The following is a 17616-nucleotide window of genomic DNA, read 5'->3' as shown; positions in this document are numbered from 1 at the left end:
TCAGGTGGAGAGGCCCAGCGCACGGACCAGGGTCTTCCACTTGGCGATATCCGCGCCGATCAGTTCCCCGAACCGGGCATTGCGCGCCAGCGCGGGCTCCACGCCCTGCACCTGGAGTTTCTTGCGCAGGTTGTCGTCTTTCAAACAGGCCTCGATGGCGTCGCCGAGCAGGGCGACGCGCGCGCCCGGCAGCCGGGCGGGCCCGAGCACGCCGTACCAATTGTCGATCAGGTAACCCTTCAGGTCGGGGGTGTCGGCCAGGGGCGGCACGCCGGGCAGCGAGGCCAGCGGCGCCGAGCCGGTCACGCCCAGGGCCCGCAGCTTGCCGCTCTGGATGAAGGGCAGCGCGGTCGATACGCCCGCGAAGTAAAGCTCGACCTGGCCGCCCACCGTATCCGTCAGGGCGGGGCCGCCGCCCTTGTAGGGAACATGCAGCATGTCTATCCGGGCCAGGTTGCACAGCAGGGCGCCGGCCAGGTGGGTCGGGCTGCCGACGCCCGCCGACGCATAGGTGATCTTGCCCGGCGCGCGCCTGGCCGCGGCGATCACGTCGGCGGCCGTCCTGTAGGGCCGCGCGGGATTGGCCACCATGACCATGGGGCTGCTGGCCACGCGCGCGACGGGCGCGAAGTCCTTCATCGGGTCGTAGGGCAGGTCCTTCTTCAGCGCGGGGCTGATGGTCATGGCGCCGGCCGAGGCGAACAGCAGCATGCCGCCGTCGACCGGGCCGCGCGCGACGTAGGCGGCCGCCAGTTCGCCGTCGGCGCCCGGGCGGTTCTCGACCACGACGTTGCGCTCGATGCGTTCCGACAGCGGCGGCGCGAGCAGGCGCGCGATCAGGTCGTTCGGACCGCCGGGCGGAAAGCCCACGATCAGTGAAATCATCTTGGGCAGCGGCGCCTGCTGCGCGAACGGCTCGAGGTGCCAGCCGGCCAGGGCGGCAGCGCCACCGGCCATCAGCATGCGCCGCCGTGCATCGAGGGCCGGCGCGAAGCGCGCGTCGCCGCGTGGAGTATGGATAGGTTTCACGAGTGTCCTTCCCGATGGTCAGAATTCGGGCGCGCTGGCCCGTGTGGTGCGGTAGACGTCCGTCACGTCGGGCATGTCGCGCGCGTCCGCGTCGACGCCCAGTTCGCGCATCACCTTGCGCACGATGGCGAAGCAGGCGGCGCCCGTGGGGATGCCGCAGTAATGGCCTATGTGCAGCAGGACTTCGCGCAATTGCGGCAAGGGCACGCCGGTGCGCTCCAGCGCATTGCGCACATGGCGTTCGAACTCCTCCATCTGCCCCGCGCCGGCCAGCATGGCCAGGCTGATGAGGCTCAATGTCGGCCGGTCGATGATGTTTCTCGACCAGGTGCCGGCCCAACTGACGTTGGTCACGTACATGTTCCAGGCCTGGTCGAATTCGCTGGTTTGCGATTGCAGGGACGACACATGCTCGTCGCCCAGCACGCCTCGGCGGCTGGCCACGCCCACGGGATCGAAAGCGGCTTTCATGGAAGAGGCATCCTCAAGAAAAGGTTGGCCCGAACAAGGGCTGCATGCTGCGCCAGGCTCGCGCGATGACGGACGCGGGGTCCTGCGCGAGGTATTCCGTGTTGAAGACCTCGACGACCACGTCGCCCGCATAGCCGTGGCGCCGCAGGTCCTGCGCGAAGGCCCGCACCGGCGCGCTGCCCTCGCCCGGGAACAGGCGATGTCCCCGGCTGATTTCGCGGGCGGACAGGCCGCTGGGAACCAGGTCGCTGACTTCCACCAGGAAAAGCCGCTGCGGCGGGATGGCGGCCAGGTCGATGGGCAGTCCGCGCACGAAGGCATGGAACGCGTCGAGTTGCAGGCCCAGGGCATCGTGGCCTACCTGCTCGACCAATGCCAGGCCTTGCCGCCAGGTATTCACGAACGGCGCCCAGGCGATGGGTTCGTAGGCGATGCGCAAGCCGCGCCGCGCCGCGAGCTCGGCCAATCGGCCCAGGTCGTCCACCAGGTTGGCGGCCGTGCCGCTTGCCTGGGGATCGAGATTGGCCGCCAGGGTGATCATGGGCGTGCCGGCCAGGCATGCCAGGTCCATCATGCGCTCGGCGATGTCGAACTTCAGGCGCCGCTTGCCGGGCGGACAGCCTTCCACGTTGCGTATCGCCTGCAGGGCGGTCACGGCCAGTCCCGCGTCTTCGAGGCAGCCCAGCGCCGCCTCCGGGCCTTCCAGGTGCTCGAACAGGTCGCGCGCCCAGATTTCGGTGGCGGTGAAGCCGGCGGCGCGCATGGCCCTGGCCTTCTCCGCCAGTGAGCCGCCGGCCGTGATGGTGGTGAAGGCGATCCGGTTCATGGGAGGGGCAATATCCTTAGCCGGCGATAGGCGTCGAAGATGTCGAGGATCATGGCCGGCGTGTGCACGGTCTCGGTAAAGCCGTGCGCGCGTATCTTTTCCAGGGACATGGGCTGGTCCCATGCCAGGGCGAGCGTCGCGTCCATGAAGTTCCAATCCACCAGCCGCGCCGGGTCGGCTTCCGCGAGATCGTGCCGCGCGGCCAGCGAACGCCAGGCCGAGGCCAGCGCCGGCATGTCCCGGCTCAAGTTGACCGGATGCGCCGGCGCCGCTTCCATGCCGAAATAGCGGGCGATGGCGGGCCAGACCTGGCGCCACGAGAAGGTGTCGCCATTGGCGATGTTGAAGTCCTGGTCGCGCGCCCCGGGGGCCGTGGCCGCCCAGGCCATGGCCCGCGCCAGCAGGCGCGCGTCGGTGTAGTTCAGCCGCGCCGCGAACGCCGCCTCGCTGCCCGGAAACGCCAATGGCTTGCCGGAAGCCTTCATCAGCGTGGCGTAGACGGCCATGCCGAGCATGACGTTGCTGGGACTGCCCAGCGCCACGCCGCTGACGCAATGCGGACGCAGGGTCGACCAGTGCCAGGGCCGGCCCTGGCGCCGCGCATCGAGTAGCACGCGCTGCTCGTAGTAGAAATGCCGGCCGGCCACGGGGTCGGTCTCCCGTGCCGGCGTGCGGAACGGCCCTTGCACCGAGCCGTACCACTTCAGCCCGTGTATGAGCTGGATGTGCTCCAGTTCCGGGCGGTCCTGCAAGCGGTCCAGCAGGCGTTCCAGCACCAGGGTGTTCTCGTCGCGCTCGATCACATAGCCCGGGCGCCAGACGCGCGCCAGGAAAAAGACGTGCGACACCTGCGGGGTCTCGTCCATCGCCCGCGCGATCGAGGCCGGGTCCAGCAGGTCCAGCCGAACGATGCGATGGTCGCCAGGCTGGCGCGGCGGCGCCGCGCGCTGGGTCGCCGTGACGGACCATCCGCCCCGGGCGAGCAGTTCCTGCCGGAGGTGTCCGCCCACCAGCCCGGATCCCCCGACGATGAGCGCGGATTTCATAGGGAGGCACCCGATTCCTTCACCACCTTGGCCCAGCGCGCCGTGTCTTCGCGCACGAAGGCGGTGAACGCCGCGGGATCCATGCCGACGGCGTTGGTGCCCAGCTCGCGGAAGCGCTTTACGGTTTCCGGCCTTTCCAGGATCTTCCGCACCTCGGCGGACAGGCGCTCGACGATGGCGGGCGGCGTCCCCGCCGGCGCGAACAGTCCCTGCCAGGAGGTCGCGACGAACTTCGGCAGGGTCTCGGCGATGGTGGGAATGGCGGGTTCCTTGGGCCAGCGTTCCGCCGACGTGACGCCCAGGGGAACCAGCGTGCCGGCGCGCACCTGGGCCAGGGCGGTGGGCATGTTGTCGAACGCCAGTTGCACGCGGCCGGCGATCAGGTCGGTCATCATCTGGCTGCTGCCCTTGTAGGGCACGTGCGTCATGCTGGTGCCGGTCATCATCTTGAACAACTCAGCCAGCACGTGCGTGGACGTGCCCACCCCCGTCGATCCGTAGCTGACCTTGCCGGGATTCGCCTTCAGGTAGGCGATCAATTCGTCGACGGTCTTGACGTGCAGGCTGGGGTGGACCACCAGCAGGTTGGGCCCGGCCGCCAGCATGGTGACCGGCGCGAAGTCGCGCAGATTGTTGTAGGTCAGGTTCTTGTACAGCGACATGTTTATCGCGTGCGAACTGACGGTCCCGGCGACCAGGGTATAGCCGTCGGGAGCGGCCCTGGCGACATATTCGGCGGCGACGCCGCCGCCGGCGCCCAGCCGGTTCTCGATGACGATGGATGTCTTCAGCGCCTGGCTGAGTTCCCGGGCGACGTAGCGCGCCACGATGTCCGTGACGCCGCCGGCGGCCAGCGGCACGACGATGGTGATCGGGCGCTCCGGGTAGGCGGCCCGCGCAATGCCGGGCCCCAGCATGCCAGCGGCCACTGCATACGCAATGAAAGTCCTTCTGGATGTCTTCACCTTAGTCTCCTCGATGATGGCCCGGCGCTTCATGGGCGGCGCTTCTGGAATCACTTCATGGCTGTGGATCCGGATCGAAATCCGGCCTGGGGCCGGTCAGGGGCGGCATGTCCCACGCGCCGGCTGTGTACCGATGGGCATTGGCATCGACGCGCACGTCCAGGACGGTCGGCTGGTCCCGGGCGAGCGCGCAGCGCACCTGTTCGGCCAGGTCGCCGGGCCGCTCCACGCGAACGCCGTGCGCGCCCATTGCCTGGGCCAGCACGGCGTAATCGGTGCTGAACAGGTCTCCTTCGGTGCCACGGTCGCGGAAGCGCGTGGCGAATTCGCGGTCCTTGCCGAAGAAGCCTTTCTGCAGGTCGCGGATCGAGACGTAGCCCTTGTTGTTCCATACCACCCAGACGATGGGCAGGCCGTATTCGGCCGCGGTGGCGACCGCGCTCGCGTGCATCAGCATGCCGCCGTCGCCCACCACCGCCACGACCTTGCGATCCGGCGCGGCGAACTGCGCGCCGATGGCGCCGCCCACGCCGAAGCCCATGGTGGCCGAGCCGCCCGATTGCAGGAACCGACCGGGGTCGCGCACCGGCCACTGCTGCACCATCCAGCTATGGTGTTGCCCGATATCGGAGAGCACCACGGCGTCGCGCGGCACGACGCCGGCCAGCTCCGCCACGACCCGGCCCGGATGGATCGGCGTCGCGTCGCTGCCGCGGCCCGGGCCGAGCGCTTCCTGCCACAGGGCGCGCCATTTCGCCGTGGCGGACAGCCAGTCGCGCCTGGCCTGGCTGTCGGGCAGGGGACGGGCGCGGACGGCGTCGGCCAATTGTTCGAAAAAGCTCGACGCGTCCGCCACCAGGCCCAGTTCCGTATCGAAATTGCGTCCCAGCACGTTCGGGTCGATGTCGATATGGACGATGCGCGTGCGCGCGCCGTGGGTCACGCCCTCGGCCCAACTGCTGGTGCCGCGGTCGCCGAAACGGGTGCCCACGGCCAGCAGCACGTCGCAGCCGCGCGCGGCCCGGTTGCCCGGATAGCCGCCGTCGCGGCCGGTCGGTCCCAGGTAGAGCGGGTTGGCGTCGTCGAGGATGCCCTTGCCCTGCGGCGTCGTCGCCACGGGCACGTTCAACGCCTTGCTGGCCTCGGACAAGGCCTGGCCGGCGCGCCCGACCAGGCAGCCATGGCCGGCGAGAATGAGCGGCCGTTCGGCCTGGCCCAGCAGGTCGAGCACGCGCGCCATGGCGCCGGGCGGCACGGCGGCGCGGTAGTCCAGGCGCTGCCCATGCGGCCGGGCCGGTTCGTGCGCCGCGGTTTCCTCGAACACATTGAAGGGCACGTCCAGGTGCACCGGTCCGGGACGGCCCGCCAGCATGGCGGTATAGGCCTGCCGCATCATGGCCGGCAGCATGTCGGCGCGCGTGGCCTGGAAGCTGCGCTTGACGTAGGGGCGCATGGCCGTGACGAAGTCGGCCTGGTGGTGATGCACCAGTTCCTGGAAGGGCCCCTTGTTGAATTGCTGGGTGGGAATATTGCCGGTGATGGCGAACACGGCCGACGAATCGAACATCGCATTGGCGATGGCCATCTGGATGTTGATCGAGCCGGGACCGCAGGACGTGAAGGTCGCGGCGGGCTGGCCGGTGACGCGATAGTAGGCGTCCGCGGCGAAACCGGCGATCTGCTCGTTGTGCACGGACACCGTGCGGATGCGGTCCTGCCGGTCGCGGGCCGCGTCCATCAAGCCCACGATGCCATGGCCGCAAAGCCCGAAAAGGAAAGGCACTTTTTCCGCGATCAGGTGATCGACGATGATCCCGGACCCTTTGCTCGTGTTGGACATGATGTTTTTTCCTGGCTGTTTCCGTGCGCGAGTGTCGTCATGCGTTGAACACGACGAATCTCTCCTCGGTCATTTCGCGGATGGCGAAGCGCGGCCCCTCGCGGCCGATGCCGCTGGCCTTGACGCCGCCATAGGGGGCCTGGTCGGAGCGCCAGGTGGAGGAGCCGTTGACGATGACCGCGCCCATGCGCAGCTTCCTGGCCGCCTCCAGCGCCAGGGGCAGCGAGGCTGTGAAAATGCCGGCTTGCAGGCCGAACGGTCCGGCGTTTATCTGCGAGAACACGGCCTGGATGTCGTCGTAGGGCATCAACGCCACCACCGGCCCGAAGATTTCGCCGCGCACCGCATGGCATGCCGCGGGCACGTCGGCCAGCACCGTCGGTTGCACCAATGCGCCGCGATGCGTTCCGCCGAGCATGAGCCGCGCGCCGGACCGCACCGCATCGTCCACCAGGCCCTGGATGCGTCCGGCGGAATGCGCGTTGATGACGGGCCCCACGTCCGTCGCGGCGTCCAGCGGGTCGCCCGCCCGCAGCGTCGACGCGTGGTATGCGACCCTGCGCGCGAATTCTTCGTATATCGACCTGTGCACGCACACGTTCTGCACCGAGATGCAGCTTTGGCCCGCCAGGCGCATGCCGTTGCGCGCGCAGGTCCGCGCCGCTTCTTCCAGGTCGGCGTCCGGCGCGACGATGGTGTAGCCATTGCCGCCCAGTTCCAGCGCGACCCGCTTCAGGCCGCTGCCGGCTTTCACCTGTTCGCCGATCCGGCTCGAACCCGTGAAGGAAATGAAGTCGACCTCGGGCGCCCGCAGCAGGCCGATCGCCGCTTCGTCGCCCTGGATCGATTGCAGCCAGCCCGGCGGGATGCCCGCCTGCGCCAGGATCTCGACATATCGCTGCAGGGTCAGCGCGGCCATGGGGGAGGACTTGAGAACCACGGCGTTGCCCGCGGCCCAGGCCGGGCCCAGCTTGTGGGCGGTCAGGTTGACCGGCGCGTTGAAGGGGGTGATGGCCGCCACCACGCCGACGGGAAAGCGCAGGCTCACGCCGATCTTGCCGGCGCCGATGGCGCTGCTTTCCATGGGGATGTGCGCGCCTTCGATGCGCAGACCTTCCTCGGCGGAAAGCTCCAGCGTTTCGGCGCTGCGCAAGGCCTCGGTGCGGCCGTCGGCAAGCGGCTTGCCGGTCTCCACGGCCATGAGATGGGCCAGTTCGTCGGCGTGGCCGCGCACGGCGGCGGCGGCCTGGCGTATCAGGCTCGCGCGCTCGCGCGCCGCCATCGCCGCGATGTCGGCCGCGCCCCGCGCCGCCGCGGCCAGCGCCCGGGACAGCAGCGCTGGCGGGCATTCGCAGACGGTGGCGATTTCCTCGCCCGTATACGGATTGACGGCCGGACGGCGCCTGTCCGTGTCCACCCACTCGCCGTCGATATACAGCGCCGCCTTCTCTGGTATGCGCATGGCGTTGCTCCTAGGATGCGGCCAGGCTGTCGATGAGCGACTGCACGGTGTCGTACACGCGTGCCCCCGCGGCGCGCAGGCTGCGCTGCTTGGACAGCAGCGAACCCTGTTCGCCCATGATCATGGCGCCGGCGTGGCCCATGCTGATGCCTTCCTTGGCCTGCGCGCCGGCGATCAGCGCGTGGACGGGCTTGGGGCTGCCCAGGGCTTGCCAGGCGTCGGCGAATTCTTCTTCCTCGTTGCCGCCGATTTCCCCGACCAGCACCACGGCGTCCGTGCGCGGATCGCTGGCGAAGCCCGGGGCCAGGTCCGCGAAGCGGGTGCCTTTCACGGGGTCGCCGCCCACGCCTATCCACGCGCTTTGCCCCAAGCCGATGGCCGCCATGCGCCAGCCCACCTCGTAGGAAAGCGTGCCGCTCTTGGACATGATGCCTATCCGCCCCGGCTTCAGCGACACGTCGGGCAGGAAACCCATCTTGATCCTGCCCGGGATGCACAGTCCCGGCGTGGACGCGCCGAGCCAATGCATGCCGGCCGACCGGGCCAGGGCGCGGATGCGCAGGGCATCGTGCACGGGCACGCCTTCGGCCACCGTCACGATCACGGCGATGCCGGCTTCCGCGGCCTCGGCGACGGCGGCCAGCGTCGCCGCCGGCGGCACCAGCGCGATGCTGGCGACGGCGCCAGTGGCCCGCACGGCCTGCGCGCAATCGGCGAACACGGGGAAGTCCGAGGTCTCTCCCGGCTTGACGCGGCCCGTGCCGCCCACGATGCGCGTGCCGTAGCGCTGCATCAGCGCGGCGTGCTTCTGGCCCATGCGGCCGGATATGCCTTGCACGATGACAGGGGTTTCTTCGTTCAGATCAAGCAGCATGATTTGCCCGGGACGGAAGCGGGTTGGCCAGCAGCTCGGCCGTCAGCGCGATGGCGCGTTCCAGGTCGGGCTCGAAGCGTATGTGGAGATCCGGATGGGCGGCGACGATGCGCCGCGCCGCCGCCTCGCCATTGCCCACCAGGCGCGCCACGATGGGGCGGCGGAAAGCGGCCCGTTCGTGCAGCGCGTCGATCAGCAGTTGCGTGAACTCGGACAGGTCGGTGATGCCGGCGAAGATGTTCACCAGCACCACGCGCACGTCCGGCGCCGCTTCCAGCCAGTCGAAGATGCGCAGCAGGCGCGCGGGACTGCCGCGCATCTGGCCCGTGCGCATGTCGCAGAAATTGAAGGGCTTGAGTCCGCGGCCGACCATTTCGTCGATCAGCATCATCGAAAGGCCGGCGCCGGTGGTCACCAGGCCGACCTGGCCCTGGCGGTCGATCTCGACGAAATCGAAGTCCTCGGCCAGCTTGCGCCAGGCATCGGGATAGCGCTCGCGTCCCCGTTCGATGAGCTCGCGCAGTTCCGGCTGCGCGGGCAGGGCGTTCATGTCGATGACGACCTTGGCATCCCCGGCGACGAAACGGCCATCCGGCAGGGCGAACAGCGGATTGATCTCGGCCAGCATCAACTGGCGCTCGAAGAACAGGTCGGCCAGCCGGGATGCCGTTGCTTGCAGCCCGTCGCGCAGCGTTGCCGGCTGGCGCTGGACCAGCCGGGAAATGGCGGACGCGACCGCTTGCCGGTCCAGCGGCAGCAGTTCGTCGAAGCCATCGCCGGCGGGGGCGTGGGATTCGACGTTCATGCCGCCGTGCGCGGTGTGCATCAGGCGGATGCCGCCGGCGCCGGCGTCGACCATGATGGACAGATAGTGCTCGTCGCCCGCCGCCACTTCCTCGACCAGGACTTCGCGCGTGACGCAGCCCTTGATCTCCAGTCCCAGCAGCTTGCCGAGCGCCTCGGGCAGCGCCTGGAGGCCGGCCACGGGCAGCACGCCGCCGGCCTTGCCGCGGCCGCCCACGGGCACCTGGGCCTTGGCGATCCAGGGGCCCGCGCCGGGCAGGGATGCGGGCGGCGCCGCCTCGGCCAGCAATACGCCTTCAGGCGTGGCGATGCCGGCCGCGCGGAACAGCCGCTTGCCGTCGACCTCCAATAACAACATGCGTGTCTCCTCTTTGTCCGTTCATGGCCGGATCTCAGGGGGTCAAACCATTGCCAGTGACAGGATGCCGTCCGGCGAATCCCCTTCGTTGATGATTTTCTTGGCGATCAGGTCCTTGAGCGTTTCCGTGGCGCCGCCGCCGAGCGTGCCGTAGCGCGCGCCGCGGAAGAGCCGGGAAACCAGGTATTCGTCGGTGAATCCGTAGCCGCCATGGACCTGGATGGCCTCGCTGGTGACCTTGATGGCCGTTTCGTTGCAGGTGATCTTGGCGACCGCCGACAGGAAGGGGTCGGGGAAGGGGCTGGCCGACAGGCAGGCTTTGTACAGCAGCCCCCGCGCGCCTTCGATTTCCCGGTACATGTCGGCCAGTTTCCAGCGCACGCCCTGGTAGTCGCTGATGGGTTTGTCGAAGATGCTGCGCTCCTTGACGTACTTGACCGCTTCGTCGAAGGCGCCTTCGGCCAGGCCCAGGGAAATGCTGGGGTTGAGGCAGCGCTGGGTATTGAAGGCGGTCAGCAGTTTGCGGAAGCCGTCTTCGCGGATGACGAGGTTTTCCAGCGGCAGCTCGCAATCGTTGAACTGGACCTCGTGCAGGTTCTCGCCGCCCATCGTGTGATAGGTGCCCGTCACCGCGAAGCCCGGGGTGTCGGGCTCGACCAGCACGCAGCCGATGCCTTCGCGTCCGGGCTTGCCGTCGACCCGGGTGAAGACCACGAACATGCCCGCCTCGGCGGCGCGGCTGATCAGCGTCTTGGTGCCGTTGAGCACCAGGCGGTCGCCCTTGACGACGGTATTGGTGCGGTAATTGGCCACGTCGGTGCCCGCGTGGGGCTCGGTCATGCAGACGGCCAGGATGCACTCGCCCGTGCAGACCTTGGGCAGGATGCGTTCGCGGATTTCCCGCGGCGCGTAGGTCGAGATCACGCGGGTTTGCACGCCGGCCTCGCCCAGCACCGCCATGGCCGTGACATAGCAGACCTTGGCGATCTCCTCGAGAATCAGCGCCGTGTCGAAGACCGGCAGCCCCAGGCCGCCGTATTCCTCCGGCACGGACATGCCCAGCACGCCCAGGTCGGCCAGCTCCTTGATGTTTTCCCAGGGGAAGGTGCCGTCGAAATAGCGCAGGCCGCGCTCCCTGAACTTGCTCTGCGCCAGATTGCGCACCGACTCGATCATGAGCCGGCGCTGTTCGTTGATGATGGGGTCCACCAGGCTTCCTCCCGCGCTGTCGGTGATGAGGTGATTGACAGGCAGTCTAGGGCGGGCCGCCAGGCGCTTCAAACGATCTTATGTAGGCCCGAGGCTTACTTTTCGTTAGCCTGGCGGCCTGGGGACGTTTGCTGGACGTGGTTCTCCAGCCAGCGGAAAAAGGCCTCTATCTTGCTCTTGCCGGAACTGTCGGCGCGGGCCAGGGCGTAGTAGCCCAGCTCGCGCCGCAGCACGACGTCGGACATTTCGACCAGGTTGCCGGCGGCCCGCTCTTCTTCGATATAGCGCCGCTGGGCCAGGGCCACCCCCAGTCCCCGGCGCGCGAATTCGAGCGCCACCGTCAGGTCCTCGAAGGTCTGGAATCCTTCCCGGGGCGGCTTCAGTCCGCTCAGCGCAAACCAGTCGGCCCAGTCCTGGCGCCGCGCGTCCAGCAGCAGCAGCGGCATGCGCGCGATCTGCTCGGGCGCGGGCAGGCCGCCCTGGTCTTTCAGCAGCAGGGGGCTGCACACGGGCACCAGTTCGTCCTGGAACAGCAGCGTGGCGCGGGCGTATCCGGTCCATTGGCCCGGGCCGCCGTAGCGGATCATGACGTCGCTTTCCTTGCGAGGGGACAGCGTCGCCGAGCCGCTGATAAGGCGCACCTTGATATGGGGGTTCTGGGCCTGGAAATCCGGCAGCTTCGGCACCAGCCAGCGCACCAGGAAAGTGGTGTAGCCCTGTATCGTCAGGATGATCGAGGTGTGTTGCGTGCGGAACTCCTCGGTGGCGGCGGAAATCTGGCGGAATGCCTTGCTCAGCGCCCGGGCATAGGCATGCGCCTCCGGCGTCAGCGTCACCCCGCCCGGTTCGCGTTCGAAGAATTCCACGCCGAAATAGTTTTCCAGCAGCTTCACCTGCCGGCTGATGGCGGCCGGCGTCACCGAAAGCTCCGTGGCGGCGCGCGAAAAGCTGCCATGCCGGGCCGCCGCTTCGAAAGAATGCAGGGGATTGAGGGGAGGGATGCGGCGCGTCATGAAGGATGCCGGTCGGGGCATGCGATGGAGGCATGCAGTGGAGGCGTGCGATGGCGCCGATCGTATCACCGGGCCTGGAATCCGGATATTCCGGCTATTACGGTTATTCCACGGCGGGAGGCGTTGCCGATCTACGGGGGCTACGATGTTGCGGCGCGCAAGAAATACTTCCGCGGATCCGTCGTCCGCGCGAGGACGGACCTGGAGCCAGGTCGATGGCGAGGACGGCGCTCTCGAACACGACGGCGGCCGGGTTTCGCCGCGGGCCCATGGCGGCGGGGCCGAAGCCCCGCCGCCACGGCGTCAGGTGTCGACGGCGATACGGCGGGCGCGCGTCTGGGCGCGTTCGCTCTTGGGCAGCGTCACGGTCAGGACGCCATTCTTGAAGCTGGCCTTGACTTGGTCTTCGTCGATTTCATAACCCAGCGAGATTGCCCGCTCGAAACGGCCGTAGAACCGCTCGGAGAACTGGCGCGACGCGTTCGCGGATTCGTTGCGCTTTTCCCCACGCAGCGTCAGCGTGCCGTCTTCGAGTATGACCTCGACGTCCTTCTCTTCCATGCCGGGCAGCTCCGCCGTCACGCGCACGGCTTTCTCTTCGTCGGCGACCTCGATGTTGGGCCATCCCGCAAAGGCCCGGCCGGCGGGCGAGCCGGCGTCGTAGATGCGAAAGACATCGTCGAACAATCGATTCATTTCCCGATGCAGGGAAAGGAAGGGATTGCGTTCGCTGTCGCGGGTATTGGCAGGCACCTGAGCATTACGGCCCGAGGGAATAAGATCACGAATGCTCATCATCTTCTCCTCATCGAAAGTGGCGGGCGCCGTCCGCGTGGCAGGATGGCGCCGCGGTTGATCAAGCTTCCATCAGCCCTTTGGGCTGGCCACGATGCCAATATGAGGGTGGCGCTGCGCGGGTTCAAGGGGGGCCGTTATCGGGTTCCTGGCCGGCAGGTTATGGGGTCAGGACGTCGGCGGCTCAGCGGATCAGCACTTCAGCGGCGCTGTACGTCAGCGAGGATCGGAAGGCGGCAATTGCTTATAGAAGTAAGTCGTCGCCGCCAGGCCGCCATACGGCCTCAACGCATAATCGGGGATCGAGCCGGCGCGCGTCCAGCCGGCCCGCACATAGAGCCGCTCGGCATCGCTGCCCGTCTCGGTGTCCAGGACCAACACGGTGCGCGCCGAACGCGCGGCGACGACATCCACCTCCGCCATCAGCTTGCTTCCGACGCCGTGGCGCCGGAAGTCGCGATGCACAAGCAGCTTGGACACGTCGGCCCTATGGGGCTGGTTCTCTGGCTGCCCGGTGACGATCTGGACGGTGCCGGCGACGCGTCCGCCATCCGATTCGGCGATCAGCAGGATCCGGTTGCCGCGCTCGACTTCATCGGCGACGCCCATCCAGAATTGCGTGGCTCGCGCTTTCGAAAGCGGCGCGGTAAAGCTCACAGAGGCGCCGCCGGCAACGCAATCCATCAGCACTTCAGCCAGCGCTTCCGCCAAGGCTCGCGCCTCGCCGGCGCCGATAGAACGAATTTTCATTTCAGCCATCGTCTTAGATTCCTTCGGGGGAAAGCCTCGTCAGCGCCACGAGATAGCGTGCCGTCACACGGCCGGGGTTATGGAAGGCGTTCGGCCGATCCAGTTTCATGGTCAGGCAATCGCCTTTCTGCAATTGCCACGTCGTCTCTCCCACGCGCACTTCCATCGTTCCGCCGATCATCCACAATTGCTGGATAACGTCGGATTCCTGTAGCGATGTCTCGTACGAGACGCGCTGGCCGGCGGGAAAGAGAACCTCGACCAGTTGGGTCGGGCAGGGAACGGCCGAGGAGAGGTGGCGGCGAACATATCCCGACGCCGGGTCCGTCCAAACCGCCTGCTGGCCGGCCGGGGAGAGGGGGGAAGGACTGTCTTCCCGCGCATGCTGCTCGAACAACGACGCAAGCGGCACATTAAGCGCCGTGGCCAACCTGTCCAGGACAATGGCCGTCGGACTGCTCTCACCCCGCTCGATCAAGGAGATAGTGGAGCGGCTCACCCCGCTGCGGCTGGCGAGAACGTCCAGCGACCAGCCCCGCTGGCTTCGCAGATCCCGAACGCGCAACGCAATGATCTGGTTGATGTCCATGCTGGTGTCCATCGTCATCCACAAAAATAGATATTTCATCCATTTTTATGGAAATCATTCTAGACGTCAATCTGGCCTACCGGAGGACATCGCTTCCAAGCCAGTATCTAGACAGCCTGCCCGCATCTAGACAGCCTTGAATCCCCAATGCTTGGCCAATGCCGTGGCAAACATGGAACAGCCGGCGTGGTCCAGGATCATCAGGAAATCTTCCTGACTGACCGTGGGTTTCCTGAAGCGCGTGAGCATGGCCGCCAGCACCGTCGCCACTTGCGGCTGGGCGGCCAGCAGCGCGACGAGGAAGGCGCCCGGCCGTGCGGATCGAACCTGTGTGCCGTCGAAAGCCGACTGCGGCAGATGCTTGGTATTGCTCGTCACCAGGACGACTGGCTGACCGGCATAGACTGCCTGGCTCAATTTCAACGCGCCCGCCGCGACGTGGGCATCCTTGGGATCCGTGCTGCGGGCGAAATGGGGCTCAAGTGGCTCGCTGCCGAGCACCAGGGCGTCGGGAAAGGCCTGGGTAATCGTGCGCAGCAGGCGGACGGCCTGGCGAGCTGTCTTGCCGAAAGCGGATTGGACCAGGTTGCGGCCTACTTCCTCCAATACCTGTCGGCCCCAGTAGACCCTGATGAGCCCGGCGTCGGCCAGGTCCAGGAAAACGCTGCGCAGGTATTGTGGCAACAGGACGTTGGCGTCGAGATAGACCAAGGGAACCTGACCGGGCCGCACCAAGGCAGCCGCCGGCAATGCGGTTTGGGCCATCAGGCGGTCTTGACCCAGCGACGCTTCGAGGCCGTGCGCGCCTCGTCAAGTTCCTGCTGCCGAAGGTCGGAGGTAAGGGTATCCACGCGCTTCAGCGCGGTGCGGCGCGAAACCTGCATCGCCTGTTGGACACGCGCCACTTCCGCCGCGGGGATGCGGCGATGGCCGGCCTGGGTGCGCTCGACACCCTGGAATACGCCGTCTTCGACCAGCTTGACGACGTAGGGTCGGCTCACGTTGAGCTGATCCGCGGCCTGCTGGGTGGACAGCATGGGCGTACGCGCCGGCCCCAGGTCGCGGCTCGTGGCTGGCCGGATGCGGAAAATGACCGCTTCACTATCGTTCGGGTCGATGGCATAAGCCACCAGGAAGCGGCGGTCCGGCTCGCCTTGTCGGCGCATCCTGACTGTGCGTTCCTGGACCTGGTCCTGCGAGTTCGCTTTCGCCTGCCGCCGCGGCACCGTCTTGAGCGCCGTCAGCACGACGCTTTCCAACGATTCCATGACCATAGGGCGACCCGTCTTCAGCTCATGAGCGAGCTGGGAAGGGCCGCGCTTTACGCGCTGAGGCGATCGGGCGAGGGATTTCTCGGAAGCCATGCAGGCAGTATAGGCTCGTTCCCGAAGAAACGAAAATCTCGAAACGTCCAGGTCATTCTCAAGGTCATTCATTTTCAGGGGGGAGTCTGTCATGCAAAGTCCGTGATCTGCGTCTCGCCGATGGGGCAGGGCGATTGTGCTTATGCGGCGGCGTGGGGCGCACGGGTGGGTAGTAGCGTCATGCTCACACGCTTCCGCTTCCGTAGGTCACCTGGCCTGCTCGTTGGTGCCCTGGCGATAGATCGAACGATGCCTGGCGCCGTCCATGCCCCCAGCGCCGTGCGGCCTGCGTCGCTTGCTCCCCGGTGAGAGCCTTTTGTCACGGGGCGGTCGACGCCAAAAACCACACGATGAAAATGAGAATTATTGTTAATATTCCTCCTCAACCCGCATCCCGTGTCCAGCCGCCTTCGCTTCGCTTTACATCGCCATGTCCCGCCGCCGCTCTCCCGAACACGGCTGGCTCGCCTATTATCGCGAGCTGCTGGGGACGTGGGCGCGCCGGTCCCGGAACGGGCTCGATGCGGAGGATGCGGCGCACGATGCCATCGCCAATATGCTGGAGGGCGATGTTTCGGTTATTCGCGATCCGCGGGCCTATCTGCATCGCAGCGTCCACAATGGCCTGGCAAACCAGTACCGCGCGCAGGTCCGCGAGCAGGCCATTCCCCTGCATGAACTGAACGAAACCGATCATCCCGTGCTGGACGATCCGGAATCCAGCATACGGGCCGCGCAGTTGTCGGACGCGTTGATGGCGGCCTTGAACGAACTGCCGCCCCGCTGCCGCCATGTCTTTGCCTGGCATCGCCTGGAGGGCTGGACCGTGCCGGAAATCGCCGACCACATGCAGTTGTCGGTCAGCAGCGTCGAGAAATATCTGGCGCGCGCCATGCGGCATATCCACGGGCGGCTACAGAGGTTTTCCCACTAACATGCATTACGGGATTTGCCTGTCCCGGATGTCTTACTCATGAAGAAAGGACCAGCGACGACGGTGCGAGCATGCCGGCACATTGAACATCATGGAAACCCCTGACGCCTTGGAGATCCCGAACGACCCCCATGATGCCGCGGCATATTGGTTCGCCCGCGAGCACGGCGGTCTGATGAGCGACGCCGAGCGGCCGCTATTCGAGCGGTGGCGCCAGGCGGACGCGCGCCACGAGCAGGCGTACCAGGAGATGTGCCAGGTGTGGCGCGTGGCCGAAGCCGTGCCCGACCGCGAATTGCGCGCCATCGTCGCGGATGGCCGGGCCGCGCCCGATGCGTCGCGGCGTCGCTATCTGGCCCTGGGAATGGGGACCGTCTGTACCGCCGCGGTGGCCGCCGCCGTGCTTGCGCCGCAATGGTGGCGGGCCGAGCCTTCCTTCACGGATCACTACGCCACGCAGCGCGGCGAACGCCGCCAGATCGTGCTGCCCGACGACTCCGTGCTGACCTTGAATACCGCTTCGTCGGCCACGGCGCGTTTCTACGAAGGCGAGCGCGTCGTGGTCCTGGAGGAAGGCGAGGCGATGTTCGAGGTAAGCCACGACAAGGCGCGCCCCTTCATCGTCGAGACGGGGGTGGGACGCGTACGCGTGACCGGCACCCGTTTCAACGTGCGGCGCGACGCCGACGACATGACGGTGACGGTGGAGTCGGGTTCCGTGGAGGTTTCCACCGGTTCCTGGTGGCATCGCCATACCGCGACGTTGACGGCGGGGCTCGGCGTCGACGTCACGGCGAACGCCGGGGACCTGTACGCCAGGCGCATGGACGTGGCGGCGCTGACGGCCTGGCGGCAAGGCAAGGCGGTCTTCGACGGCACGCCGCTGTTCCAGGTGGTGGACGAGATGAACCGCTATCGCGGCTCCCCCATCCGCGTGCAAGGCGCCTTGCGCCAGTTGCGCATCGCGGGGGTGTTCAGCGTGGACAACACCAATGATTTCCTGGCCGTGCTGCCCACCGTCGCGCCGGTCCGGGTGGTGCAGCGCGACGACGGCGGCAGCGAGATCGTGGCGCGCTGATTTCCCCGTGGAAATTTTTCATCGCCGGGCCGCTCCCAAGATGAAAAACGCCCCCTCGGGGGGCAGCAAGCGGCGCAGCCGCGCGGCGTGGGGGCCTTTTTTCATAGCCCGTTGATTTGAAAACGCTTCCCGGGTGGAAGGGAGGGGTTCCGCGCCATGGAAGATACAAATAGTTTCTATTTGCCCGGCGAAAACTTTACGGGGTTCGG

The 17616-nt window shown here is 67.2% G+C and carries 18 protein-coding genes; 2 read left to right on the top strand and 16 right to left on the bottom strand.

The features are described from left to right. From CAL29_RS28775 to CAL29_RS28700, 16 genes are all read right to left on the bottom strand, one after another. Entirely contained in the window at window positions 1–1029 is a 1029-nt protein-coding gene (locus CAL29_RS28775; RefSeq protein WP_143277770.1) for a Bug family tripartite tricarboxylate transporter substrate binding protein, read from the bottom strand. Window positions 1030–1047: 18 nt separating this feature from the next. Beyond that, complete coding sequence (locus CAL29_RS28770; RefSeq protein ID WP_179284215.1) at window positions 1048–1500, bottom strand: carboxymuconolactone decarboxylase family protein; 453 nt, start codon at window positions 1498–1500, stop codon at window positions 1048–1050. A gap of 13 nt (window positions 1501–1513) precedes the next feature. After that, window positions 1514–2326, bottom strand: coding sequence for a sugar phosphate isomerase/epimerase family protein (locus CAL29_RS28765; RefSeq protein ID WP_179284214.1), 813 nt, complete (start codon window positions 2324–2326; stop codon window positions 1514–1516). Continuing rightward, on the bottom strand, window positions 2323–3372 hold the full coding sequence (locus tag CAL29_RS28760) for an NAD-dependent epimerase/dehydratase family protein (protein ID WP_094856287.1): 1050 nt from the start codon (window positions 3370–3372) through the stop codon (window positions 2323–2325). The genes CAL29_RS28765 and CAL29_RS28760 overlap by 4 nt, the downstream gene beginning before the upstream one ends. Beyond that, window positions 3369–4337 carry a Bug family tripartite tricarboxylate transporter substrate binding protein gene (locus CAL29_RS28755; protein ID WP_256977786.1) on the bottom strand — a complete coding sequence of 323 codons (969 nt, stop codon included), beginning with the start codon at window positions 4335–4337 and terminating at the stop codon, window positions 3369–3371. Before CAL29_RS28755 ends, CAL29_RS28760 begins: the two co-directional genes overlap by 4 nt. Window positions 4338–4392: 55 nt before the next feature. Then, window positions 4393–6177, bottom strand: coding sequence for a thiamine pyrophosphate-binding protein (locus tag CAL29_RS28750; protein WP_094856285.1), 1785 nt, complete (start codon window positions 6175–6177; stop codon window positions 4393–4395). A 37-nt stretch (window positions 6178–6214) separates the two neighbouring features. Further along, window positions 6215–7639 carry an aldehyde dehydrogenase family protein gene (locus CAL29_RS28745; protein WP_094856284.1) on the bottom strand — a complete coding sequence of 475 codons (1425 nt, stop codon included), beginning with the start codon at window positions 7637–7639 and terminating at the stop codon, window positions 6215–6217. A 10-nt stretch (window positions 7640–7649) separates the two neighbouring features. Further along, the gene (locus CAL29_RS28740; protein WP_094856283.1) at window positions 7650–8513 is read right to left on the bottom strand and encodes a succinate--CoA ligase subunit alpha; all 864 of its coding nucleotides are present in this window, start codon (window positions 8511–8513) and stop codon (window positions 7650–7652) included. Next, window positions 8503–9675 (bottom strand): ATP-grasp domain-containing protein, encoded by a 1173-nt coding sequence (locus CAL29_RS28735; protein WP_094856282.1) that lies wholly within the window; start codon window positions 9673–9675, stop codon window positions 8503–8505. Before CAL29_RS28735 ends, CAL29_RS28740 begins: the two co-directional genes overlap by 11 nt. A gap of 42 nt (window positions 9676–9717) precedes the next feature. Beyond that, window positions 9718–10884, bottom strand: coding sequence for an acyl-CoA dehydrogenase family protein (locus CAL29_RS28730; RefSeq protein WP_094856281.1), 1167 nt, complete (start codon window positions 10882–10884; stop codon window positions 9718–9720). A gap of 95 nt (window positions 10885–10979) precedes the next feature. Continuing rightward, on the bottom strand, window positions 10980–11897 hold the full coding sequence (locus CAL29_RS28725) for a LysR substrate-binding domain-containing protein (RefSeq protein WP_179284213.1): 918 nt from the start codon (window positions 11895–11897) through the stop codon (window positions 10980–10982). Between the two features lie 303 nt (window positions 11898–12200). Beyond that, window positions 12201–12692, bottom strand: coding sequence for an Hsp20/alpha crystallin family protein (locus CAL29_RS28720; protein WP_094856279.1), 492 nt, complete (start codon window positions 12690–12692; stop codon window positions 12201–12203). Between the two features lie 216 nt (window positions 12693–12908). After that, window positions 12909–13451, bottom strand: coding sequence for a GNAT family N-acetyltransferase (locus CAL29_RS28715; protein ID WP_094856278.1), 543 nt, complete (start codon window positions 13449–13451; stop codon window positions 12909–12911). A 4-nt stretch (window positions 13452–13455) separates the two neighbouring features. Beyond that, window positions 13456–14031 carry a helix-turn-helix domain-containing protein gene (locus CAL29_RS28710; protein WP_094856969.1) on the bottom strand — a complete coding sequence of 192 codons (576 nt, stop codon included), beginning with the start codon at window positions 14029–14031 and terminating at the stop codon, window positions 13456–13458. Window positions 14032–14157: 126 nt separating this feature from the next. Continuing rightward, window positions 14158–14796 carry a PIN domain-containing protein gene (locus CAL29_RS28705; protein WP_094856277.1) on the bottom strand — a complete coding sequence of 213 codons (639 nt, stop codon included), beginning with the start codon at window positions 14794–14796 and terminating at the stop codon, window positions 14158–14160. After that, window positions 14796–15299: an excisionase family DNA-binding protein gene (locus tag CAL29_RS28700; RefSeq protein ID WP_179284212.1), complete on the bottom strand. Its 504-nt coding sequence runs from the start codon at window positions 15297–15299 to the stop codon at window positions 14796–14798. Before CAL29_RS28700 ends, CAL29_RS28705 begins: the two co-directional genes overlap by 1 nt. A gap of 526 nt (window positions 15300–15825) precedes the next feature. Between CAL29_RS28700 and CAL29_RS28695 the strand changes: the two genes are divergently transcribed. Together CAL29_RS28695 and CAL29_RS28690 are read left to right on the top strand one after the other, a co-directional pair. Beyond that, a complete protein-coding gene (locus CAL29_RS28695) occupies window positions 15826–16329 on the top strand; it encodes an RNA polymerase sigma factor (RefSeq protein WP_094856275.1) in 504 nt (167 codons plus the stop codon). Between the two features lie 91 nt (window positions 16330–16420). Beyond that, complete coding sequence (locus CAL29_RS28690) at window positions 16421–17407, top strand: FecR family protein (RefSeq protein ID WP_143277768.1); 987 nt, start codon at window positions 16421–16423, stop codon at window positions 17405–17407. Window positions 17408–17616 lie beyond the last annotated feature (209 nt).

The organism is Bordetella genomosp. 10 (assembly GCF_002261225.1).
Classification (GTDB): domain Bacteria; phylum Pseudomonadota; class Gammaproteobacteria; order Burkholderiales; family Burkholderiaceae_B; genus Bordetella_C.
Note: the sequence above shows the minus strand (reverse complement) of the source record. Positions and strands in the feature narration are given on the sequence as shown.